Annotated in this window: 10 protein-coding genes; 4 read left to right on the plus strand and 6 right to left on the minus strand. The window is 42.4% G+C overall.

The features are described 5' to 3' along the window. Nucleotides 1–5: 5 nt before the first annotated feature. From cgtA to FQ083_RS08880, 4 genes are all read right to left on the minus strand, one after another. Entirely contained in the window at nucleotides 6–1,223 is a 1,218-nt protein-coding gene (gene cgtA, locus FQ083_RS08865; RefSeq protein ID WP_011514008.1) for an Obg family GTPase CgtA, read from the minus strand. Nucleotides 1,224–1,503: 280 nt separating this feature from the next. Continuing rightward, the gene (locus tag FQ083_RS08870) at nucleotides 1,504–2,949 is read right to left on the minus strand and encodes a glyceraldehyde-3-phosphate dehydrogenase (RefSeq protein WP_133104454.1); all 1,446 of its coding nucleotides are present in this window, start codon (nucleotides 2,947–2,949) and stop codon (nucleotides 1,504–1,506) included. A 345-nt stretch (nucleotides 2,950–3,294) separates the two neighbouring features. Next, nucleotides 3,295–4,401: a lipocalin family protein gene (locus FQ083_RS08875; RefSeq protein WP_149409586.1), complete on the minus strand. Its 1,107-nt coding sequence runs from the start codon at nucleotides 4,399–4,401 to the stop codon at nucleotides 3,295–3,297. Nucleotides 4,402–4,898: 497 nt separating this feature from the next. Then, nucleotides 4,899–5,981 carry an NUDIX domain-containing protein gene (locus FQ083_RS08880; RefSeq protein WP_149409587.1) on the minus strand — a complete coding sequence of 361 codons (1,083 nt, stop codon included), beginning with the start codon at nucleotides 5,979–5,981 and terminating at the stop codon, nucleotides 4,899–4,901. A gap of 225 nt (nucleotides 5,982–6,206) precedes the next feature. On the opposite strand from FQ083_RS08880, the gene hemP reads away from it, so the two are divergent. Next, complete coding sequence (gene hemP / locus FQ083_RS08885; RefSeq protein ID WP_020443783.1) at nucleotides 6,207–6,371, plus strand: hemin uptake protein HemP; 165 nt, start codon at nucleotides 6,207–6,209, stop codon at nucleotides 6,369–6,371. A gap of 161 nt (nucleotides 6,372–6,532) precedes the next feature. On the opposite strand, the gene FQ083_RS08890 is transcribed toward hemP, so the two are convergent. Both FQ083_RS08890 and FQ083_RS08895 read right to left on the minus strand, forming a co-directional pair. Then, nucleotides 6,533–11,527 (minus strand): translocation/assembly module TamB domain-containing protein, encoded by a 4,995-nt coding sequence (locus tag FQ083_RS08890; protein WP_149409588.1) that lies wholly within the window; start codon nucleotides 11,525–11,527, stop codon nucleotides 6,533–6,535. Between the two features lie 76 nt (nucleotides 11,528–11,603). Continuing rightward, nucleotides 11,604–14,981: an autotransporter assembly complex protein TamA gene (locus FQ083_RS08895; protein WP_149409589.1), complete on the minus strand. Its 3,378-nt coding sequence runs from the start codon at nucleotides 14,979–14,981 to the stop codon at nucleotides 11,604–11,606. Between the two features lie 465 nt (nucleotides 14,982–15,446). On the opposite strand from FQ083_RS08895, the gene FQ083_RS08900 reads away from it, so the two are divergent. The 3 genes from FQ083_RS08900 to FQ083_RS08910 all read left to right on the plus strand — a co-directional run bounded on the left by FQ083_RS08900 (nucleotide 15,447) and on the right by FQ083_RS08910 (nucleotide 19,010). Further along, the gene (locus FQ083_RS08900; protein ID WP_149409590.1) at nucleotides 15,447–16,787 is read left to right on the plus strand and encodes an MFS transporter; all 1,341 of its coding nucleotides are present in this window, start codon (nucleotides 15,447–15,449) and stop codon (nucleotides 16,785–16,787) included. Nucleotides 16,788–16,992: 205 nt separating this feature from the next. Further along, a complete protein-coding gene (gene coq7 / locus FQ083_RS08905; RefSeq protein WP_227500774.1) occupies nucleotides 16,993–17,631 on the plus strand; it encodes a 2-polyprenyl-3-methyl-6-methoxy-1,4-benzoquinone monooxygenase in 639 nt (212 codons plus the stop codon). A 224-nt stretch (nucleotides 17,632–17,855) separates the two neighbouring features. Further along, nucleotides 17,856–19,010 carry a tetratricopeptide repeat protein gene (locus tag FQ083_RS08910; protein WP_149409591.1) on the plus strand — a complete coding sequence of 385 codons (1,155 nt, stop codon included), beginning with the start codon at nucleotides 17,856–17,858 and terminating at the stop codon, nucleotides 19,008–19,010. Nucleotides 19,011–19,200: the final 190 nt, after the last annotated feature.

Consider the following 19,200-nt stretch of genomic DNA (forward strand, 5'->3'; position numbering starts at 1 on the left):
TCAGATTAAGGAGCGTAAACCACTTCGACGCCATCATCATCGTCATCGCTATCATCAAAATCGTCATCCGACAAATCCGTACCTTCACGCGCCGCTTTACGAGCAGCACGATACGCTTCACGCTGGGCTTCAGTGTTTAGACGAACTTCTGCCTCTAAACGCTCAAATCGTGCTTTTTGTGCATCAGCAAAGATAGGATCTTCGATTTCACGTTCGCGTTCACGCTCAATCTCATTCATCAAGTGGTACTTGATAGCATCAACACCCTCACCTGTTAAGGTGGCGGTACGGAAAACAATACCTGTCCAGCCAAGCTCTGCCACAATATGGGTACAAAGCTCATTTAACTCTTCTTCAGGCACCTGATCGATTTTGTTTAATACCAAAATCTGTGGCAAATTGGCCAGTTCAGGTGAAAAACGCTCAAGCTCATTTAAGATAACGCGAGCGTTTTCGACCGGGTCGCTGCCATCGATAGGCTTGATATCAACCAAGTGTAACAGACGACGCGTACGAGCGACATGCTTTAAAAAGCGAATACCAAGTCCAGCACCTTCTGAGGCACCTTCAATCAAACCTGGAATATCGGCCATAACAAAAGAGCGATGACGACCAATATCAACCACACCCAGATTAGGAACCAGCGTGGTAAATGGATAGTCAGCTACTTTTGGTCTAGCAGCAGAGACTTGGCGGATAAAGGTCGATTTTCCTGCGTTAGGTAAACCAATTAAGCCAACATCAGCCACTACTTTTAGCTCAAACTTAAGAACTTTTAGCTCACCTTCAAAACCTGACGTCGCTTTACGCGGCGCTTGGTTGGTAGAGCTTTTGAAATGGGTATTACCCAAACCACCATCGCCGCCTTTGGCAATCAGTAAAGTCTGACCAATTTCAATCAAATCACCCAACACTTCATCTGTCTCGGTATCAACGACCGTCGTACCAATAGGCACTGGTAAGAAAAGATCATCAGAGCCTTTGCCTGAACAGTTTCTACTATGACCGTTCTCAGCACGCATAGCGTCGTGACGACGGGTATAACGATAGTCAACTAGGGTGTTGGTATTATCCTCTGCAATAACATAAACATCGCCGCCCTTGCCACCATCACCACCATCAGGACCACCGCGCGGGACATATTTTTCTCGGCGAAAACTGGCGATTCCGTTACCACCGTCACCTGCTTTTACCGTTACGACGGCTTCATCAATAAATCGCATCTTACTTTCCTTTATTTACACTCTAGTTTATAAGCTTAATGACAGTCATAGACTGCTTCTTTTGCCTATAGTTATCTTTTAAAAAAATGGCAAACTTTCGTCAATATTGCTCTACATCATTGCTTTATTCATGACAATAACACCCGATGACCAATCGGACTATCGGGTGCTGTAGATATTACCGCTAAAACCATATCCGTTTGTTTATATAACTAATGACCATCGCTCTACTCTTTGAATCAAAAAATTATGACCGAGTCATTGCTGCTATACAAACGTATTAAGCTGGAATCTGCGCATAACTGATACCTGCCATTTGCGTTGCCAAACGTAATACTTGCGTACTATAACCCACTTCATTGTCATACCAGATATAAACGATAGCATGATTATCCGTCAAAATAGTCGCTTGGGCATCAACGATACCTACATGTGTATCACCGACAAAATCCGTTGATACCGCTTCTGTAGAATCCGTATAAGCAATTTGTGTCTGCCACTGGCTACTATTTGAAATTTTGCGCATAAACTCATTTAACGCATCAGCACTAGCTGGCGCAGTTTTAAGATTTAAATTCAAAATCGCTAAGCTAACGTTTGGTGTCGGTACACGGATGGCATTGCCCGTCAATTTACCGCTCAGCTCTGGTAGCGCTTTCCCAACTGCCTTTGCTGCACCAGTACTGGTGATAACCATGTTCAATACCGCACTACGACCACGGCGATCCGCTTTATGATAGTTATCAATTAAATTTTGATCATTGGTAAACGAATGAATGGTTTCAACATGCCCATTTTCGATACCGTATTCATCATTTAATACTTTTAGCGTTGGGGTAATTGCGTTGGTCGTACAGCTCGCCGCACTAACGATAGTATCATCGCCGACCGTATCGTTATTTACGCCATATACGACGTTTTTAATCTCGCCGCCAGCAGGTGCCGTTAATAGCACTTTTTTCACACCAGTCGATTGTAAATGCTTACCAAGACCAGCCTCATCTTTCCAGATACCCGTATTATCAATGACCAGTGCATCGTTAATACCATAAGCCGTATAATCAATCTCGCTTGGGTCTTTGGCATAGATAACTTGCACAAAGCGACCATTAATGATCAAACCATTGTTTTCATCATCAACAATCACGCCGCCTGCAAAACTACCGTGAATCGAATCGCGCTCTAGCAATGACGCACGCTTAGCCAAGTCGCCTGCTGCTGCGGGACGTACTACGATGGCTTTTAGCTGCATGCCCTTGGCACTTGACGCTTGCGATAACAATAAACGAGTTAGGATACGACCAATACGACCAAAACCATATAGCACCACATCCGCTGCGCCATTGATAGCCGCTTTAGTATTATCAACAGACTGTAATGCCGATTGAATATCACTGTCATTAGCGATTAGCTGACCAACATCAATACGTACAGCTGACAGATTTTTATTCTCTGCTAACACTTTAACCATCGCTAAAGTATCAGCGATATCAATCGCATGAGCACCTTGATCACGCAAAGCAACTTTTTGATGCAGCGCCAATATTTGACCCACAGAATTGCTATCTAGCGTATCACCGAATAAAGTCACTTGCACATCTTGCTCATTGTAGAGCTTGTTCAATAGCCCCATGAGCTCAATCGCTTGTTGCTCCTGGGTGTTATAGTTGCTCAAATGGTCTTGATGTAATTGGCGTAAGGTATCAGCGTTACTCACGAGAAACATCCTTATGGTCAGTATTGGGGAATCAGTAAAATAGGAAGAAATATTATTGAATAAGGTATATACAGTCTATGTACTCACTCAGATATGCTAACAGACGACTGCTGTCATCGATTATTATCATAGGAGTCTGTAGATAAGCTAGATTTTAGCTTAAAACGCCTTATTTTGCTAGTGATAACAAATTTGTATGAGTCACAAGCTATTTGATGACTACCGATTTAGCATAATAAAACGGGTTATTACGATAAAGGCAGCATATTATGCTGCCTTATTATCAATCCACTTAAACAATGATAAATACAAGAGCCATGATAAATAAAGGCAATATAAACCATTATCAGACTTTTATGGAATCAAATCCACCGTCTGCTTACTCTGCGACGTTAATTTAAATTCTTTCAAATCATAACCCTGTTGCTGGGCAATTTGACGGTATTTGGCATAAGTTTCTTGGCTTACGTTTGGCGAACGAGCCAGCAGCCATAAATACTTTTTATCAGGTGTACCAACCAGAGCAGTTTTATAATCAGGATCACGTGCCAATACCCAATAGTCAGCTCGCCCTACCGGCAACCAACGAATCCACGATGGCAAAAAGGTAACTTTTAGTTTGCTTCCTGTCGCATCAGCAGGTTTTGCTAAGCCTTCAGCAATAATGTTCGAGCCATCTTCAGCCTTACACTGATTGATAACTTTGATACCTGAACCATCAGTTTTTTCAACATAGTTAGCCGTCACATCGCTGGCACAGTTGCGCTGAAAATACATCGGCAAACGACCGATCTCATACCAAGTACCAGCATATTTATTGAGATCAACGCTATCTACCGTAGTCGGTGTACTAGCAGATTTATGAATAATACTGCTAGGTTTAACCGTGAGCACCTCTGCCGTTACATTGGTCATGTGCTTGCTAGCAACCGCTTGAGTCATAGACGGTGTCGCTGCATAAGCAGAAAATGCTGCTAACGGTATGATAATAGCTAAGGCTATTCCAGTATGCTTAATAAGACCATTCATAAATATACGCTCTGGTATCTCTGCAACGCTTGCTGCGTTTTTAGGAGATATGATGTGAGGTGGCTCGACTATGGATTGCTCAAATTCTTTGAAGATACTTGTCTTAATACAATCAACTTCAGCTGTACTGGCGTTAAAGGTGCTGTTATCAATTAAATTAGAGTTAAGTACACTTACATGAGTTTTTTTGACACATTTATAATCAAAAAAGCTGGTTTGTTGTGACATATCTTGTGCTAGAGTTTCTAAATATTCTTTACTAAAACCTACATTATTATAGCTGGCGTCATTACTGGCACAGTCAATATTACCTGCTGGTGTTGCCTGATCTTTATTCATCTTATACTTAGGTAGCTGGTCAGTATGCGGTGATTGAGAACCAGCTGCCTCAGAATCAGACCATACTGACTTCGGTAACTTATTGGTTTTCATAGGGATACCATTTTATTAACAGTGATTATTAGGAGCGATCTATCTACTTATAGGCATTTACTCATACCATTGTTATTTATAAGAGCGGCACAAAACGATTTTCACCCACTGGCCCTACAACAAAAAATGAATGGAAGTTAAATTGGCTATTACTTTTAACATCATAGTCATTAAAAGTCTTAACAATTAGTAAGTCTATAAAAGCTTGATTTAGCGCCCTTCGATAATTAATGATTCATAGTAATGGCAAATCCCTAATCAAAACAGTGTGGCAATGTAGGAAAACGCAACGGTTTGTAAGTAATTCTGTTTATAAGATATGCGAAGTTACATTTTTATTAACCGATAAAGAATATTCAAATCAATTACTTATCTAGTGCTATTTTTCCTCTGAGAATTTTTTATTTGACCTATCATACTCTGGTTTTAGCGGTGTTCAAATGGCAGCTTAATGCCCAAAATTGTTATAAAAATGCGGGTAACAATAGTACCAAAAACTATTTTAAAAACTGGCGAATTCCAGCAACAGCAACGCCTCCATGTAGCACGGCTTGTTTATACATCATAGGTGATAGTCCACCTAAGCCGATAACTGGCATATCCGCTAATTTTGCTAAATTTGACCACGCCTCCCATCCTAATGCCGGTGTATCAGGATGGGTTTGGGTACACTCAACAGGTGCCAAGAAAATACCGATAATGGGTGGCAACTGCTGCTGTAATCGAATATACGCTAGTTGATTGGCAGCATTAATGCTATCTACATCATGACAACTAACGATTAATGGCAAGCTTGTAGACAAGGCAGAGTACGACATGGGCTCCTTAGCTACTCCGCTTAACCATTGCATAAGCTGTGTCTGTGTTAAATGACTTGCTATTATTTGATTATTTGCTTCTACATTCTCTGTTTTGTCGATATCTAAGTGGTCAGGAGTAATCGCTTGAATATCAGGGCGTAGTTGTAATAGCTGCTTGATACTGTTTTCTGTCCCTGCTGCTTTTGTCCGCATATAAACCCAAGCCCCAGCCGTTATATGCTCATGATGATACTGTAACCATACTGCCATAGGATTAGAGGCAGCATCAAAATGCGATAATGGATAAGTAACTGTTATCTGCATTGGTAATTGTAACCAGGCAAGGATTGTCTTATTGGCAGCGGGTAAATCATAATGCCCTGCCAGCAGCTCTGCCTCCTCTACCCATGTCAGCTTTTGACCTTCTAAACCATAGCTTAGGTTTTTATATTGCGCATATTGTTGTGCAGTCACTTCAATAAGGTAAACTTGTAAGCAGACCTGCTTATCACCATAATCATGATGCAATCGACCCAGCTTAACTGCCGTATTATTAGCAATATTGATGCCTGTCTCTTCAGCAACTTCTCGTATCAGCCCTTGTTTTGCTGTTTCATGAGCGTCTATCTTTCCGCCTACAAACTCATAACGGTTGCCTTGGTGCTGAGAAGCCGCTCTAAATCCTAGTAGATATTGATCTTTATAATGAATAACGGCAACCGCTACATTGACTGTCGTTATTGAAGTGTTTTTTATAGAGTTACTTTGTTCGACTGTCATCCTATTTTCCTTTAATGCTACTGAAATTGATGGCTAAGATTGATAGCTAAAATTGTTTGAATAAAAAAACGGTTGGATAAGTTTACATAATCGCTGTTATTTATTTTATAAATTTGCTTGCAAAATTATTCAATCTAAATGATAATTATTATCGTTAATAAATTATATTCTATTAGTATTTATTGTTTTGAATATTTGCTACTTTGCTATCAAAAGGAATTTACCATGAGTCTTGTTATCTCTCGTCATTTGAACTTCCGTGAAAACCGTTTGCCTACTTTGCAATCACAGCACTTGTTTGCTTTGACCAAGGAAGTACGTATTGAACATGAAGGCGAAGAATATCGCCTACGCTTAACGCGTAATAATCGGTTAATTTTAACCAAATAAATTCTCTTAATGCTCATAAAAAAACGCCTTTTTATAAAGGCGTTTTTTATTTGATCAAATAGTGATGATAGATTACTTTATAAGCTGTCACTTCCGGTCAACTAATCTGCCCATCTATTAAAATCACAGCAAATATGAGGGTAGATATCTAAGTACAACCTTTAGAACTGCCAACTATAAACCACATCCACGGCATTTTCTGCTGCTGACGTTGCCTCTACATAGATACGGCGGGTCAACTGGTAACGTATCGACAAGCTGTTCTGCGCATTAAAAACGCCCACACCATAGCGGATATATAAGTCAGGGGTCACATAACCGGTGACATTGACATTGGTATCTTCACTGCTGCCTGAAGCATCAACCGTTAAGCTTTGGAAGCCAAACGCTTGACCGATTTGATTGGTCAAATTACGAGTACCGCTCAGCCCAAAGCTCAGCCCAGCGGCTGCTAAGTTATTGGTGACTTGAGATTTAAAGCCTTGCTCACTGATTTGAGTGGCGCTTTGATTATTAATACGACCTGTGACCAAGGCATTCATTGCTTGCTGCTGCGTAAGCCCCGCATTATTGAAAACGATGATATTAGGGCTTTCAGTATTACCTTTGACACGGACACCGACTGTTTTACCACTGATATTTTTGACCGCTTCGATACTTAAACTCGGTTTCATCACATCGCCGTTAAAGCGCACTTGACCATAGTTAAGCTCTAGGTTTTGACCAAAAGCATTAATATTGGTACGACGTGAGACCTGTACCACCCCTTTTGCACGCATGATGCCTGTACCGCTTTGCGTGACATGAATGGCACCTGCTAGAGGAATCACGGCACCAAAACCACGGAAGTTGATATCATTACCCAAATCGATACCGATATCAGCATTGATTGACCAAGGTTTTGAGATAGCTAAAACCTCATCAATATTGCCGATAAGACGACGATCAAGTACGACAGCGTCTTCGGTCTGAGTAATGATGTCTTCACTGGCCTCTGGCGGACGAATGGTCGCTGATGGCACACTAACTGCCCCAGTTATATTGACGTAGCGATCGGAAGGACGCACGATAATATCGATATCAGGATCAACACTCGCCACCAATAATGGCGGCTGGGTCAATATCAAACCTTTACCATCTATACTCAGCTTAGCCTGTAGCTTTTGCTGCCAATTGACAGTGCCAGCAACCGTCCCTTTCCCTGTACCACTATTGAACCTACCATCGATCGTTGCTTGAGTACCACGGATTTTGGCAGTGGCATTCACTTTGGTCAAATTGACCGGCAAATCAAGCATCGCCATTCGACCATTCGCTAACTTCACATCGCCATAAAACTGTGGCTTATCCAGTGTGCCGCCCAAACCGCCTGCCATAGTGATGTTACCTTCGAGCACGCGCATACCAGGGAAGAAAGGTTTAAAAATAGCCAAATTAAGCTCATTGAGCACCAGCGCACCTGATATAGGTTTGGGCGTCTTATATGGATCAACGATCACTTCTGCATAACCACGAGCACCATCACCCGTATTGATATCTGAGCGTATTTTTAGACCATTTGGTACAGACACCGCAATGAGCGAGATGCGCTTGTAAGGTAAGGTGACAGGCAAGCTATCACCATCTTGAATCAAGCCAATTTTACCGTTGTCAGAATACAGCGTGGTATTAATCGTTGGTGGACGACCACGTTGCCAACCAACAATCGCTTTACCGTTAATCTTGCCATGCCAATCGATATCTTTTGGCAAAAACGCTGAAAATAGTGAGGTGTCTATTTTTTGTATCGCCAAATCAACTTGACCACTGGCAGCTGAAGCAATGAGGTTTTCACGTAAACACAATTTACCTGTTTGATCAGTCGCCTGCCAACAATGTGCCGCCAGTTGTACTTTTAGCTCTGTGCTATTTTTACCTTGTTTCTTAGGCAAATTAACAATCAGCTGCGCTGGCTGCAATTGGTTTAAGGTTGCATATTTGGACTTAACTTGACCCTTGCCAATAACACCTGACCAGCTGAGCTTATCTCGATTAAAGCCACCCTTAAGCCTTGCTGAGATACTGAGCTTCTCATTAAGCAGATCAAAATCCACTACGTGAGCTTGTTCAGTACCATTAAAGGTTGCATTAAAGTTTTTAAAATTTTGCCCCGCCGCTTCTAAGCCTTCGGCAGTGATAATAAACTGGCTTGGACTGTTTGCCAAGTTAACCAGTTTACCGCGTATACGACCTTGACGTAATATAAAGCCTGGTAGCGTAATACGCTCACCAACTAAATCAACATAAATCGTCGGCAATGCTTGTCCTGCTGGCTGTGACAAGGTAGCACCGCCAGAGACTTTACCACCAAGCTTGTCTGAGAGCTGATCAAGGCTTGTGATATTGATTTTGGCTTGTAGCTGCTTAGCATTACCATTGGCGGTGATGTAATTATTACCCCAACGCAGTACCAAATTATTGGCATTTAAGCTTTCGATCAAAGCGTTCACTTGCTTATATTGTGCCTGTGCATCTTGCTTCTGCAAACGTTGAAAATAGCTTGCCAAGTCTTTTGGTAGATGTAGTTTGGCTGTCAAGCTGCCTTTGGCGCTAAGTGGTTGACCCTTTAGCATCCCATTCAAATTCACTTGCTTGATATTAATCGTCTGTTGGGTATCACCCCAACGTCCACTGGTATCAATATTGCCGGTAATCGTACTCGGTATGTCCTTGAAGAAATAACCCAAATTAAAGCGATCCATGACCGCATCAATATCCCAAGCAAGACCTTGGCGCACATCAACGGTGCCTTTAGCATCAATACTGCCTGCTGCGCCCACATGTCGGAAACGCTTGATGCGAATGAGCTGTGCATTACCACTGGCATCAATCGTCAGTTTACCTGCTGGCAATTGCTCAGCGTCTAAGACACCATCAAAGTTTACGACGAAGTTTTTCAGTACGCCTTTTGCCTTAGCATTATTCTTTGGCGGACTTTGCCACTCGCCAGTGGTTTTTAAATCACCAGTAATAATGGCGGCATTATTGGGCAAGAAATAACCCAAATTAAACTTATCAAAGCGCCCATCTAGCGTCCAGCCGATATTCTTTCTTAGGTCGATGACACCCTTGGCTTTGACCGCACCTGCTTCGCCATTATAATTTAACTTGCGAACACTGATCAGATTTGGCGTACCAGCGGCATCGATTGATAAGCGACCTTTTGGTACATCAGCCGTGTCAATTTGACCATCAAAACGCGCATCAAAGACCGATAGCTTACCGCCGATGATATCAACACTGGCATCGCCGCCACCAGTAATGCCGATAGCACGACCTTTTTGCGTGGCATCCAACTGCGCCTGCAAAGCGGTATTACTGAAACTAATAATATGCCGCTGACCTTTGACACGGTTTTTAGTGATATTCAGCAATCGTCCGCGGGCACTGATACGCCCAGTTAGGCGCTCAAGCGGTATATCACTGCGGTACTGCTTGGGCAATAAGCCATTAGTACGTGCATCAATCTGCCAAGTAAGCGGACGTTTTTTAGTAGCTAATTGAATCTGACCTGTCCCTGATAAATCGCCCACCACCCCTTTATAGTTTAGGCGGTTGATATCAATGATATTGCCAGCCTTACGAAGCCTGACATCGTAGTTACCTTTAGGCGCTGCATTCAGCTCATTGATAATGGCTTTGCCATCGACAGAAAGATTTGAGCCGCGAACAATCACCTTTGCTTGCCCACTAGGGCTATTGATGTTGCCGATATTAGGGATGTTTTTACGCACAAGATTCTGCCATTTTGCATCAATATACAAAGGGGCAACTTGTTTAGATTTGGCTGAGGTTTTTCCACGGACAATATTGGCATTGACTTGCTCGCCATCACGCTGACGTAATGCGACATCCATTTCCATATTACCGGCAGTATTTTTATGCTGATAATGACCGGATAAGCGCCCGTTTAACTTTTGCGGGGCATATACTTTAAAGTCCGCATATTGTTTAGGAATGACGCGACGTACATCAAAATTACTGCCGCTCGCTCTTATCTTTGCGTCAAAACTGCTGTTCCAATCCAAGATACCTTGCAATATCAAGTTGCCAGCGGCCACATCTGCATCTAGGCGATCAACACGTAGCTGACGATTGGCAAGAATAGCGCGTCCTTGGTAATGTCCTGAAGGAATGTCTTTAGCGGTCAATTCAGTGTTGATACGTAGGCGTATCTCTGAGATCACACCTGATGCGGTCGCGATGCCACTCTTTAAGTGAATGTTTTGACTGTCCGCATAAGGAACCAGAATGTCATCCCATTCAAGTTTTGCTTGAAACGGTGCATCAGGATCCAATCCCTGTACTACAAAGTCGCCACTAACCGCACTATCATTGTAGCGGCTACTAACCTTGCCAACAGTGCGCTTTAACGTGCCTGTTGCGGTGATATTCAAGGGATCAATATAGGCTTTTTCTAAAGCACTGACCTCTACAATGGCACTCAAATCTAAAGGATAGTCGCCTTGCAAATCGGCATGACCCTCTAAAGCACTGACTTTAACAATATCGCCATATTGCAAACTACCGCGACCCACCGTCACCATACTGCCAACCCACGTCAAATCGCGGGCTTCAACATCATGCACAACAATGGGGTCACGAGTTACTTGCTTATAAATGATGGTTTTTACTTTTGCATAATCAAAACGTAGATTAACCGGTAAGCTTAAGGTTCTATAATCGAATGCCTCACCTGTTGGCGGTTTTTTATTGATAATTTCAATGGTTTGTATATCCGCATCACGCAAATGTACTTCTTTGGCAAAGACGGCGCGCCAGCCTATTTTAACGTAAGCTTTATCTACCAATATCTCAAGATCTTCATTGGCAACAATATCGATATCAGTGAGCCATAGACCTTCGCGCAGATTGCCGCTACCGTATTTGAATTCAATACCAGTTTCTGCACTGATTTTCTCTAAGATAAACTTAGTTCCTGACTCAGTACCCGCCGCATATAAGAAGATGGCAAACATAATCGCTAGCACGATAAGAATCAGTACCAGCAATTTGAGCACAAAAGACAACGGATACCAACGTCTTACGGCGCGGGCATCTCGTTGTGCTGGATCTTCATCTAATGGCTTATTAGGCAGGGTATTTTTGGTCGACATGACACTCAACTACGTTAAAGAATGATTACCAGCAATCGCTAGAATAATAAAAAGAAACGGTTTTGTTTATAGACTTTTATAAAGGAGAGCCAATAAACAGATGCAACCTAACTGGAATGCTCTCTTCTGTCACGCCAGCTGCAACATCGACGCGCACCACGCCAACAGGTGACGCCCAGCGGATACCAACGCCGACACCAACTTTGGTATCTGTCTCAAAATCTTTGTCATAAGCATTACCAATGTCAGTAAAAACAGCACCGCGAAAGCCGGGTTTAAACTCATAGTTATATTCTGCACTACCAACCGCGAGGATTTGTCCACCAGTCAGATAGCCTTTATCTAGTGGCGATAAGCTTTCATAGTCATAACCACGGATACTTTGATCACCACCAGCAAAGAAGCGCAGCTTATAAGGCACCTCATCAAAGTCATCTGCCCAAATATAACCAGTATTGATACTGCCAAGCACTTGATGCTTGTCATCAGCACCAAAGCTATAAATACCGCTGACGCCAGCGCGAGCAATTGCTAGATTGGTATCGCTAAACGCTTTATCAGCCCCCGCTTCAATCGAATAGTATTGGCGGATACCGCTAGTGGGATTGGTCACACTATCTACATCTGTCTTACTGATGCCATAACCAAGTAATAATGCTTGCTGTCTAGGCTGTGAAGACGTAAAGCGAATAGGAAGATCGTTTAACTGCGCTTCATCATCAATACCCGTTTCTAACTCATCTAAACGGTAGCGCAGAGAGTAGCTGCGATTCCAACCCGTTTCACGGCGGATATTACGCGCTAGCGACCCTTTTAGGGTTTTGGTAGACAAATCGAAATTGCCTTCACCTTGATTAATAGCTTCTTCTTCATAAGTTAAGCTTGCTTCAAGCTTATCATTCAAAGGATGCTTCCAAGGTCCGCTAGCATAGACACCGACATTTTTAGTAATTCTTGAGACTTCTGTCTCAAGTCCTGCCTGATAGCCTTTACGATTGAGCAGATTATAATCTATTTTCGCGGTTGCGCGGACACCCGTATCGGTACCATAACCAATACCCACCTGAGCATCGCGCGGTTTATTCGCCGCCACAAACACGTATAAGGGTACTTTCTTACTCTCTAACACTTCTTGCGGTGTTTTACGCCCTACTAATGTTGGTGGTACGAAGTTCTCATCCGCCAATATACTTTTCTCATCCGGGAATATCTTTTGTGCAATGTCGCTGATAGCATCACTAATTTTACCCAAAATACTGTTTGAATCTTGGTCTTTTTCATCCAATACCCGATCATTTGGCAGACGGCTTAAGCGTTCTGCTTTTTGCTTAATGGCCTGGAGCTTCTCAAGCGTCTCTTCATCGGCTTCAAATTCGATAGCAGCAATGTCAGCCGCATTTACTTTCTCTCCGCTATTGGCATAAAGATCGCCTTCATTACTAACACCTTCTATTTGGCGCGCATTAACATCGGAAGCATTGTTTACTTCGTCATCCATTGTTTCAATAAAATTATCCACATTTGGTGAGTTATCAAAGGCCAAAGTAGCACTTTGTGTGCGCTCATCTGGCGGCAAAATCGACTCAACGTTGATGGTATTAAAATAACGGGTCGCCGATAAATCATTACTGAATTTGGTGACAGCGGGACGATAAAAAGGATCGCCTTCTTTAAAGTCGAATAACTGCCTTAACAGTGACAATTCAACGGGCAGTTTTGCAGGATCACGGGTCAGTGTCCCTGATTCTCTATCATAAGTAAAAAATACCACTTCATCAAATTCATAGCGATCGCCAGTATTGTAAACCAGTGAAACATCTGCTGTGTTATCAGGCAAGATAATATCGACGGATTTATTTAACCAATATTGATCAAAGTAACCGTAAGTATTACTGAGCGACTCAAGGGCAGATTTACTGTCTTTGTAGACGCGGTGGTTAAAGATATCGCCTTCTTTTGGTGGCAGATCTTTTTCAAGCTCAACAAATTCTTTTTGCTCACTGCCTGCACCGCGAATGTCGACAATACGGCTATCGACACGTACTGGCTCACCCAGCTTTTCAATAATGACATCGATCGTGTCTGTATAAGGCTGGCTTAGACGCAAAGTCACATCATAGTAACCAACTGCTTTTGCAGCATCTAATGCGGTTTGGCGTAAACGCGGTAAAGCTGCTGTAAAATCAACGACAGACTGCACAGTGGTATCATCAAGCGCCGCCTTGATATTCTTAATAGGCTGCACATCGTCATCAGCTTTGACTAGTATCGGCTTGGTATTGACAGCATTGCTATTATTAGCTGCGACTTGTTGTAAGTAAATCGTAGTATCTACGTGTGGTAGCGCCAGTGAGCCTGAATTAAACAATCGATTATAGAGACGCTTGACAATATTGCCTTTATTGCGCGCCATTGGACTCGGCGTTTTGGCTTGCTCGATACTTTCGCTAACGGCTTCGGTATCGTTTTGATAATCTGGCAAATAGTCATCAGGATTGATCGAGTTTTCTGTATTCTTTGATTGATTGACGTTGGCTAAAATATCGTTATCCATTACCTCACTGGCATTACCACTGCTGACAGCATCGCTAACAGTAATAGGACGCGCCATGATCTCTGCAGTCTCAGCTCGCTCAGCAATGCTTTCATTGATGCCTAATGTGTCTAAATTACTGGGTGTAGGCAGATTGGTCGCGTCTAATTCCACATCCAGCCCAATCGGCGGCGTACGATCGTCTAAAGTGGCGACAGGCGCATCAAAACCACTATTATTACTAGTGCCAATCCTATCGATATCTTGCGCGTTTTGTCTGTCCATCGCCGCAAGCTCACGATCAATCTCTTCAGGCGTCATCATCTGATAGCCCTGCTGCTGTATCGCTGCCGCTTGCTGCTCTAGATCTTGATCTTGATCTTGATTTGTATCAAAATTTTGCGCATCCTCGAAATCATTATTAAAGCTATTGGCATTTTCTGGAGTAACATTACTGTTAGTCTTGCCTGCTGAATTTTTCGCGTTTGGATTCTTAATACCTAGCGTCTGCTCACTATAGTCATCCAATATAGATTGCTCAATAACACCTTGCTCGACCGCTTTTTTTAGGCGCAGCGCATCTAACGCCATATCCAGCTGACGGTCATCATCAGAAATAGCCGCTTTGGGGGTTTTTGGTGACGCTGCTGTAGCAGTTTTTGCTGTTATCTGGCTGCTTATAGCGCTATTATTTGAATCAGTAGTAGCGGCAAAAGCAGCAGGGGCAAGACTACAGCCAAAACCGACCAAGCTGGTGGTCAATGCACTAAAAAGCGCTGTGCGGGTAAAATAAAGACGCGGAGTGTCGTTAGCACTAATAGTAGCACTAGATTTGATTGAGCTATTTTGGCAACCTAAGAGGTCAGGCAACTTAACAGGTACGTTATGCACTGGCGTTGAAGGCTGATGTTTCATATTCATTCCTATTCCCTCACGCAGTGCAAGGTTGCTGACGCTGACGACTGCTAAGTCTTAGCGGTAAATACAGTGATGACAACAATTATAATGAGCTAAAACAATTTTTTAACTTGCAGCTTTACTTTTTGTCTGACGATTTAGCCTACGATTGAAGCATTAATATGTAATTAGTATATAAAAAATTACTTACATCAGACTATTTAAGCATCGGCAAACCTTTGCTATTGGCCACTTTATTAGGATTTAGTCGGCTAAAATTTACAAATCATAACTTAGTTAATTATGAAATCATAGCATTGGACGTATGTATTTTTGCCAAAGCCTTGCTATTATACGGCTTAACATTGATAAAACCTATGCCATATTTAGTTAAGTTTTTGATAGCGTTGATAATTACCCTAGTATTAATGACTATTTTCTCCGTCTTGCTTCACTTTTACTTGTCTTGACCCATTTGTAGGAATTTTCATGGCCAATCAGTTTCAGTTATTTAAGCGTCGCCGTTTTAGCGCCATGTTTTTTACCCAATTTTTGGGAGCGTTTAATGACAATATTTTTAAGCAAGCGCTGATATTAGTCTTGACCTACACGGCGGCGAGCCAGCTTGGCGTTGAGGTCAGTATTTTAAATAACTTGGCGGCCATGTTATTTATTTTGCCGTATTTTCTATTTTCGGCGCTGGCAGGGCAAATCGCTGACAAGTTTGAAAAGTCTAAATTGACCCGTTTAACCAAGCTACTTGAGCTGTCCATTATGGTGATTGCGGCAGTGGGTTTTGTATTTGAGTGGTATGCACTCTTATTTGTCGCGTTGTTTTTAATGGGCACACAATCTACCTTTTTTGGGCCCATCAAATATGCCTATTTACCACAAGCGATGCAAGAAAATGAGTTGGTCGGTGCCAATGGTCTGTTTCAAATGGGTACGTCATTAGCGATATTACTTGGTATGATTATCGCTGGCGTCTTAACCCAAGTGCCACAGCCGCTATATTGGATTAGTCTGACCGTATTAGTCGTTGCGATATTAGGTTATTTCGCCGCCCGATCTATACCCACCATGCCAGCGATGCAGCCTGATTTAAAGATTAATTGGAATATCTTTACCACCAGTGTGTCAACGGTACGTTATTTATATTCCTTACGGTTTTTGTTCTTCGTTATCTTGGGCAACAGCTGGTTTTGGTTTTATGGCGCGACTTTTTTGACCCAAACACCTGAATTCAGCAAAGTCATTCTTCATGGCGATGAATCAGTGGTAATTTTCCTGCTGACTTTATTCTCAGTCGGTGTCTCTATCGGCTCATTATTATGCAAAAGGCTTACCAAGAATCAGGTCAGCTTACGTTTATTACCCTTTGGTATCGCTGGTTTGAGTATCTTTGCTATCGACTTGTATTTTTCTCTATCAGGATTATCGATTGATGGGAATACTGAGACGTTAATCGCAGTGAGCGGATTATTTGCTATCCCTGGTAGCTGGCGCGTCTTTGTCGATTTATTCTTTTTGGGTTTTAGTGGCGGCTTATATATTGTCCCTTTATATGCATCTATGCAGGCGTATGCACCCAAAAGCCATCGTGCACGCATCGTTGGTGCCAATAACATATTTAATGCCATATTTATGGTTGGCTCAGCGATTTTTTCTATCGTGGTCTTAAATAGCTTGGGCATGTCACTACCGCAGTTATTCCTTGTTACAGGCTTACTTAATATTGCCTTTGGGGTATTTTTATATACCAAGCTGAATAAACATATTAAGCATGCCATCATACAAACTCATGATGATCAGCTAAACAGACAGGATTAAAGGGTTTGATAATTTGAATCAACAGCATTATTGACAACTGTCATTATAAATCGATTGCTGAACGCCTCATTATTATGATGCCGACCATTGATGTTGTTTGCTATAGTAAGCTCTAAGATTGAGTAGTAGTCGCTGCAACGCTTTAAAAATTCCATAGCAACACGTTATTCATAATAAATAATGCCATCAGGAGTGAATCATGGCTTTGCGTTCCTTATCTAAAATCGATCAATTACTGCTTGGGGTAGACAAGGCATTGCGAGCGGTCGTACCGCATTCCAATCCGAGTACTCGCCCTCTGCCTGTGAGTAGTGATGAGATTCCTGAGCTGAGTATTACAGAATCGCGGCACGTTGCAGGGCTGATGCGTATCAATCATACCGGAGAAGTATGCGCGCAAGGGCTGTATCATGGGCAAGCATTTACGGCAAAAGATAATAGTGTCAAACAAGCCATGCAGCAATCTGCCGAAGAAGAAGTCGACCATCTGGTCTGGTGTGAGACGCGTCTAAACGAGCTTGGTAGTCATCCAAGTGTGTTTACACCTTTATGGTATGGCATGTCTTTTGGTCTCGGCGCAGTAGCAGGCGCCATCTCTAACGAGTTTAGTTTGGGGTTTGTCGCTGAAACAGAAGCACAAGTTAGCGAACATCTGCAAGATCATATTGGACAACTCCCCCCACAAGATCAGCGCTCAAAAGAGATATTGGCACAAATGGATAGCGAGGAATTACACCATCGTGAGTTGGCACTTGCCAATGGTGGCGCTGCATTGTCGCCACTCATGCGTCATACCATGCGCTGGATGGCAAACCGCATGAAAGCCACGGCTTATCATTTTTAATTGATTTACTTTGACAAACACAGGGCAGCAAAAAATACCTCAGTAATGACTTTTAACACTCCTACTACTGTTCGTATTGAGATTAATTTGCTAGGGTATAAAAAATTGTACGATTTTGCCGTAACTATATGAGTACAACGTCAATGTCTAGCAGCTATTAAGCAATGGATTTATCAATAACGACCAAATAGACAAAACAACGATTAAATAAGGTAACTATCTTTATGAACGCCATCAGTCAACCGACCCACTCTCAAACATCGCCTAAGTTTGCGACTTTAACCGCATTGGCCGCCGCTTGTGCCATGATGCTATCTGCGCCTGTGAATGCTGTCGAAGTTGATGCTTCAGCGACTGCAACTACTTCTGTACCGAGCGCGATTGACTCAAGCAAACGAGTGATTCGTCTTGCTAGACCTAATGCAGCTGTCAGTGCTACTCAGGCAGCAATCACTGTTCAACCAGAAGTAGCAACAAGTACCGCAGCACAAGTGAGTGCTCAAGAAAATATCAATACGAATCAACAAAGCAGTGCCCAAGTTACTAATACTCAAATAAACAATACACAGCCCACTCCCACTCGTGCGCCTCAAAATACTATCCAAAATCAAGCCATCCAGACCAATCAGAATAATGAGCTTACAGGGACGACACGGGTTTATGAGCGTGGACCGATGGTTGCAACGGGTATCGATTTACGTGGTGGTCAGCTGTCAAACATTCCAACGCCGCAAGTGCAACTTTCAGACATCAGCTTTGTACCTACCATCTTGATAGCGCAGCAAACCGGTCTTGGTACAGACAAATTGGATGTCAGTCTACTCGATGATTTTATTAAAGACACATCACCCTATGCACGCCATTATCCACCAAACTTCCCTAACCGCACCCAGCGTCATTACGCTCGTGAAAAAATCAAAGTACTAACTGACTGGATTGAACCTTATGCCAAATCGCCTAAGGCTTCTTACGATGTGTTACTGCGTGCTGCTAAGCTCAATGGTATGGGACGTAACTTAGACTTAGGGTCAGAATATACGGTACGTGGTGGGCAATATATTGACCGTGCCATCAAAATCAAACCGGATAGCGGCGAAGCCAACTTTATATATGGCATGATGCTTTCAGAAGGCGGTGGTTTTAAAGAAGGTCAAAAGTATCTTGATCAAGCGGTTAGCTTAGGTTATACCGAAGCAGAGCAAAGCTTGGCACAATCGGATGTCTTGAGTGATCGCCGTGAAAAAGCGCTAGAGCGTTTGCGTCGTTTAGAGCAGAAAGTCCCAGACAATACGGTTATCCGTCAGCAAATCAAGCTAATCGAAGACGGTAAGTTTTATATTTGGGATATACCAGCATCAAATATCAAACCAAATATGTAAATCAAAACCTTATAAAGATGATGTATGACAAATACGTCATCAATATTAGATAAACATAGTTAAAAATTAAAAATCTAGCGCCTTTTTTTATATTGAGAAATTAACGATATAAAACTAAGGCGCTTTTTTGTACCAAATATAAACGCGTATTATGAACGTCAAATAAAATATCATCATGCTCTTACATTCA

The organism is Psychrobacter sp. ANT_H59, assembly GCF_008369225.1.
GTDB lineage: Bacteria > Pseudomonadota > Gammaproteobacteria > Pseudomonadales > Moraxellaceae > Psychrobacter > Psychrobacter cryohalolentis.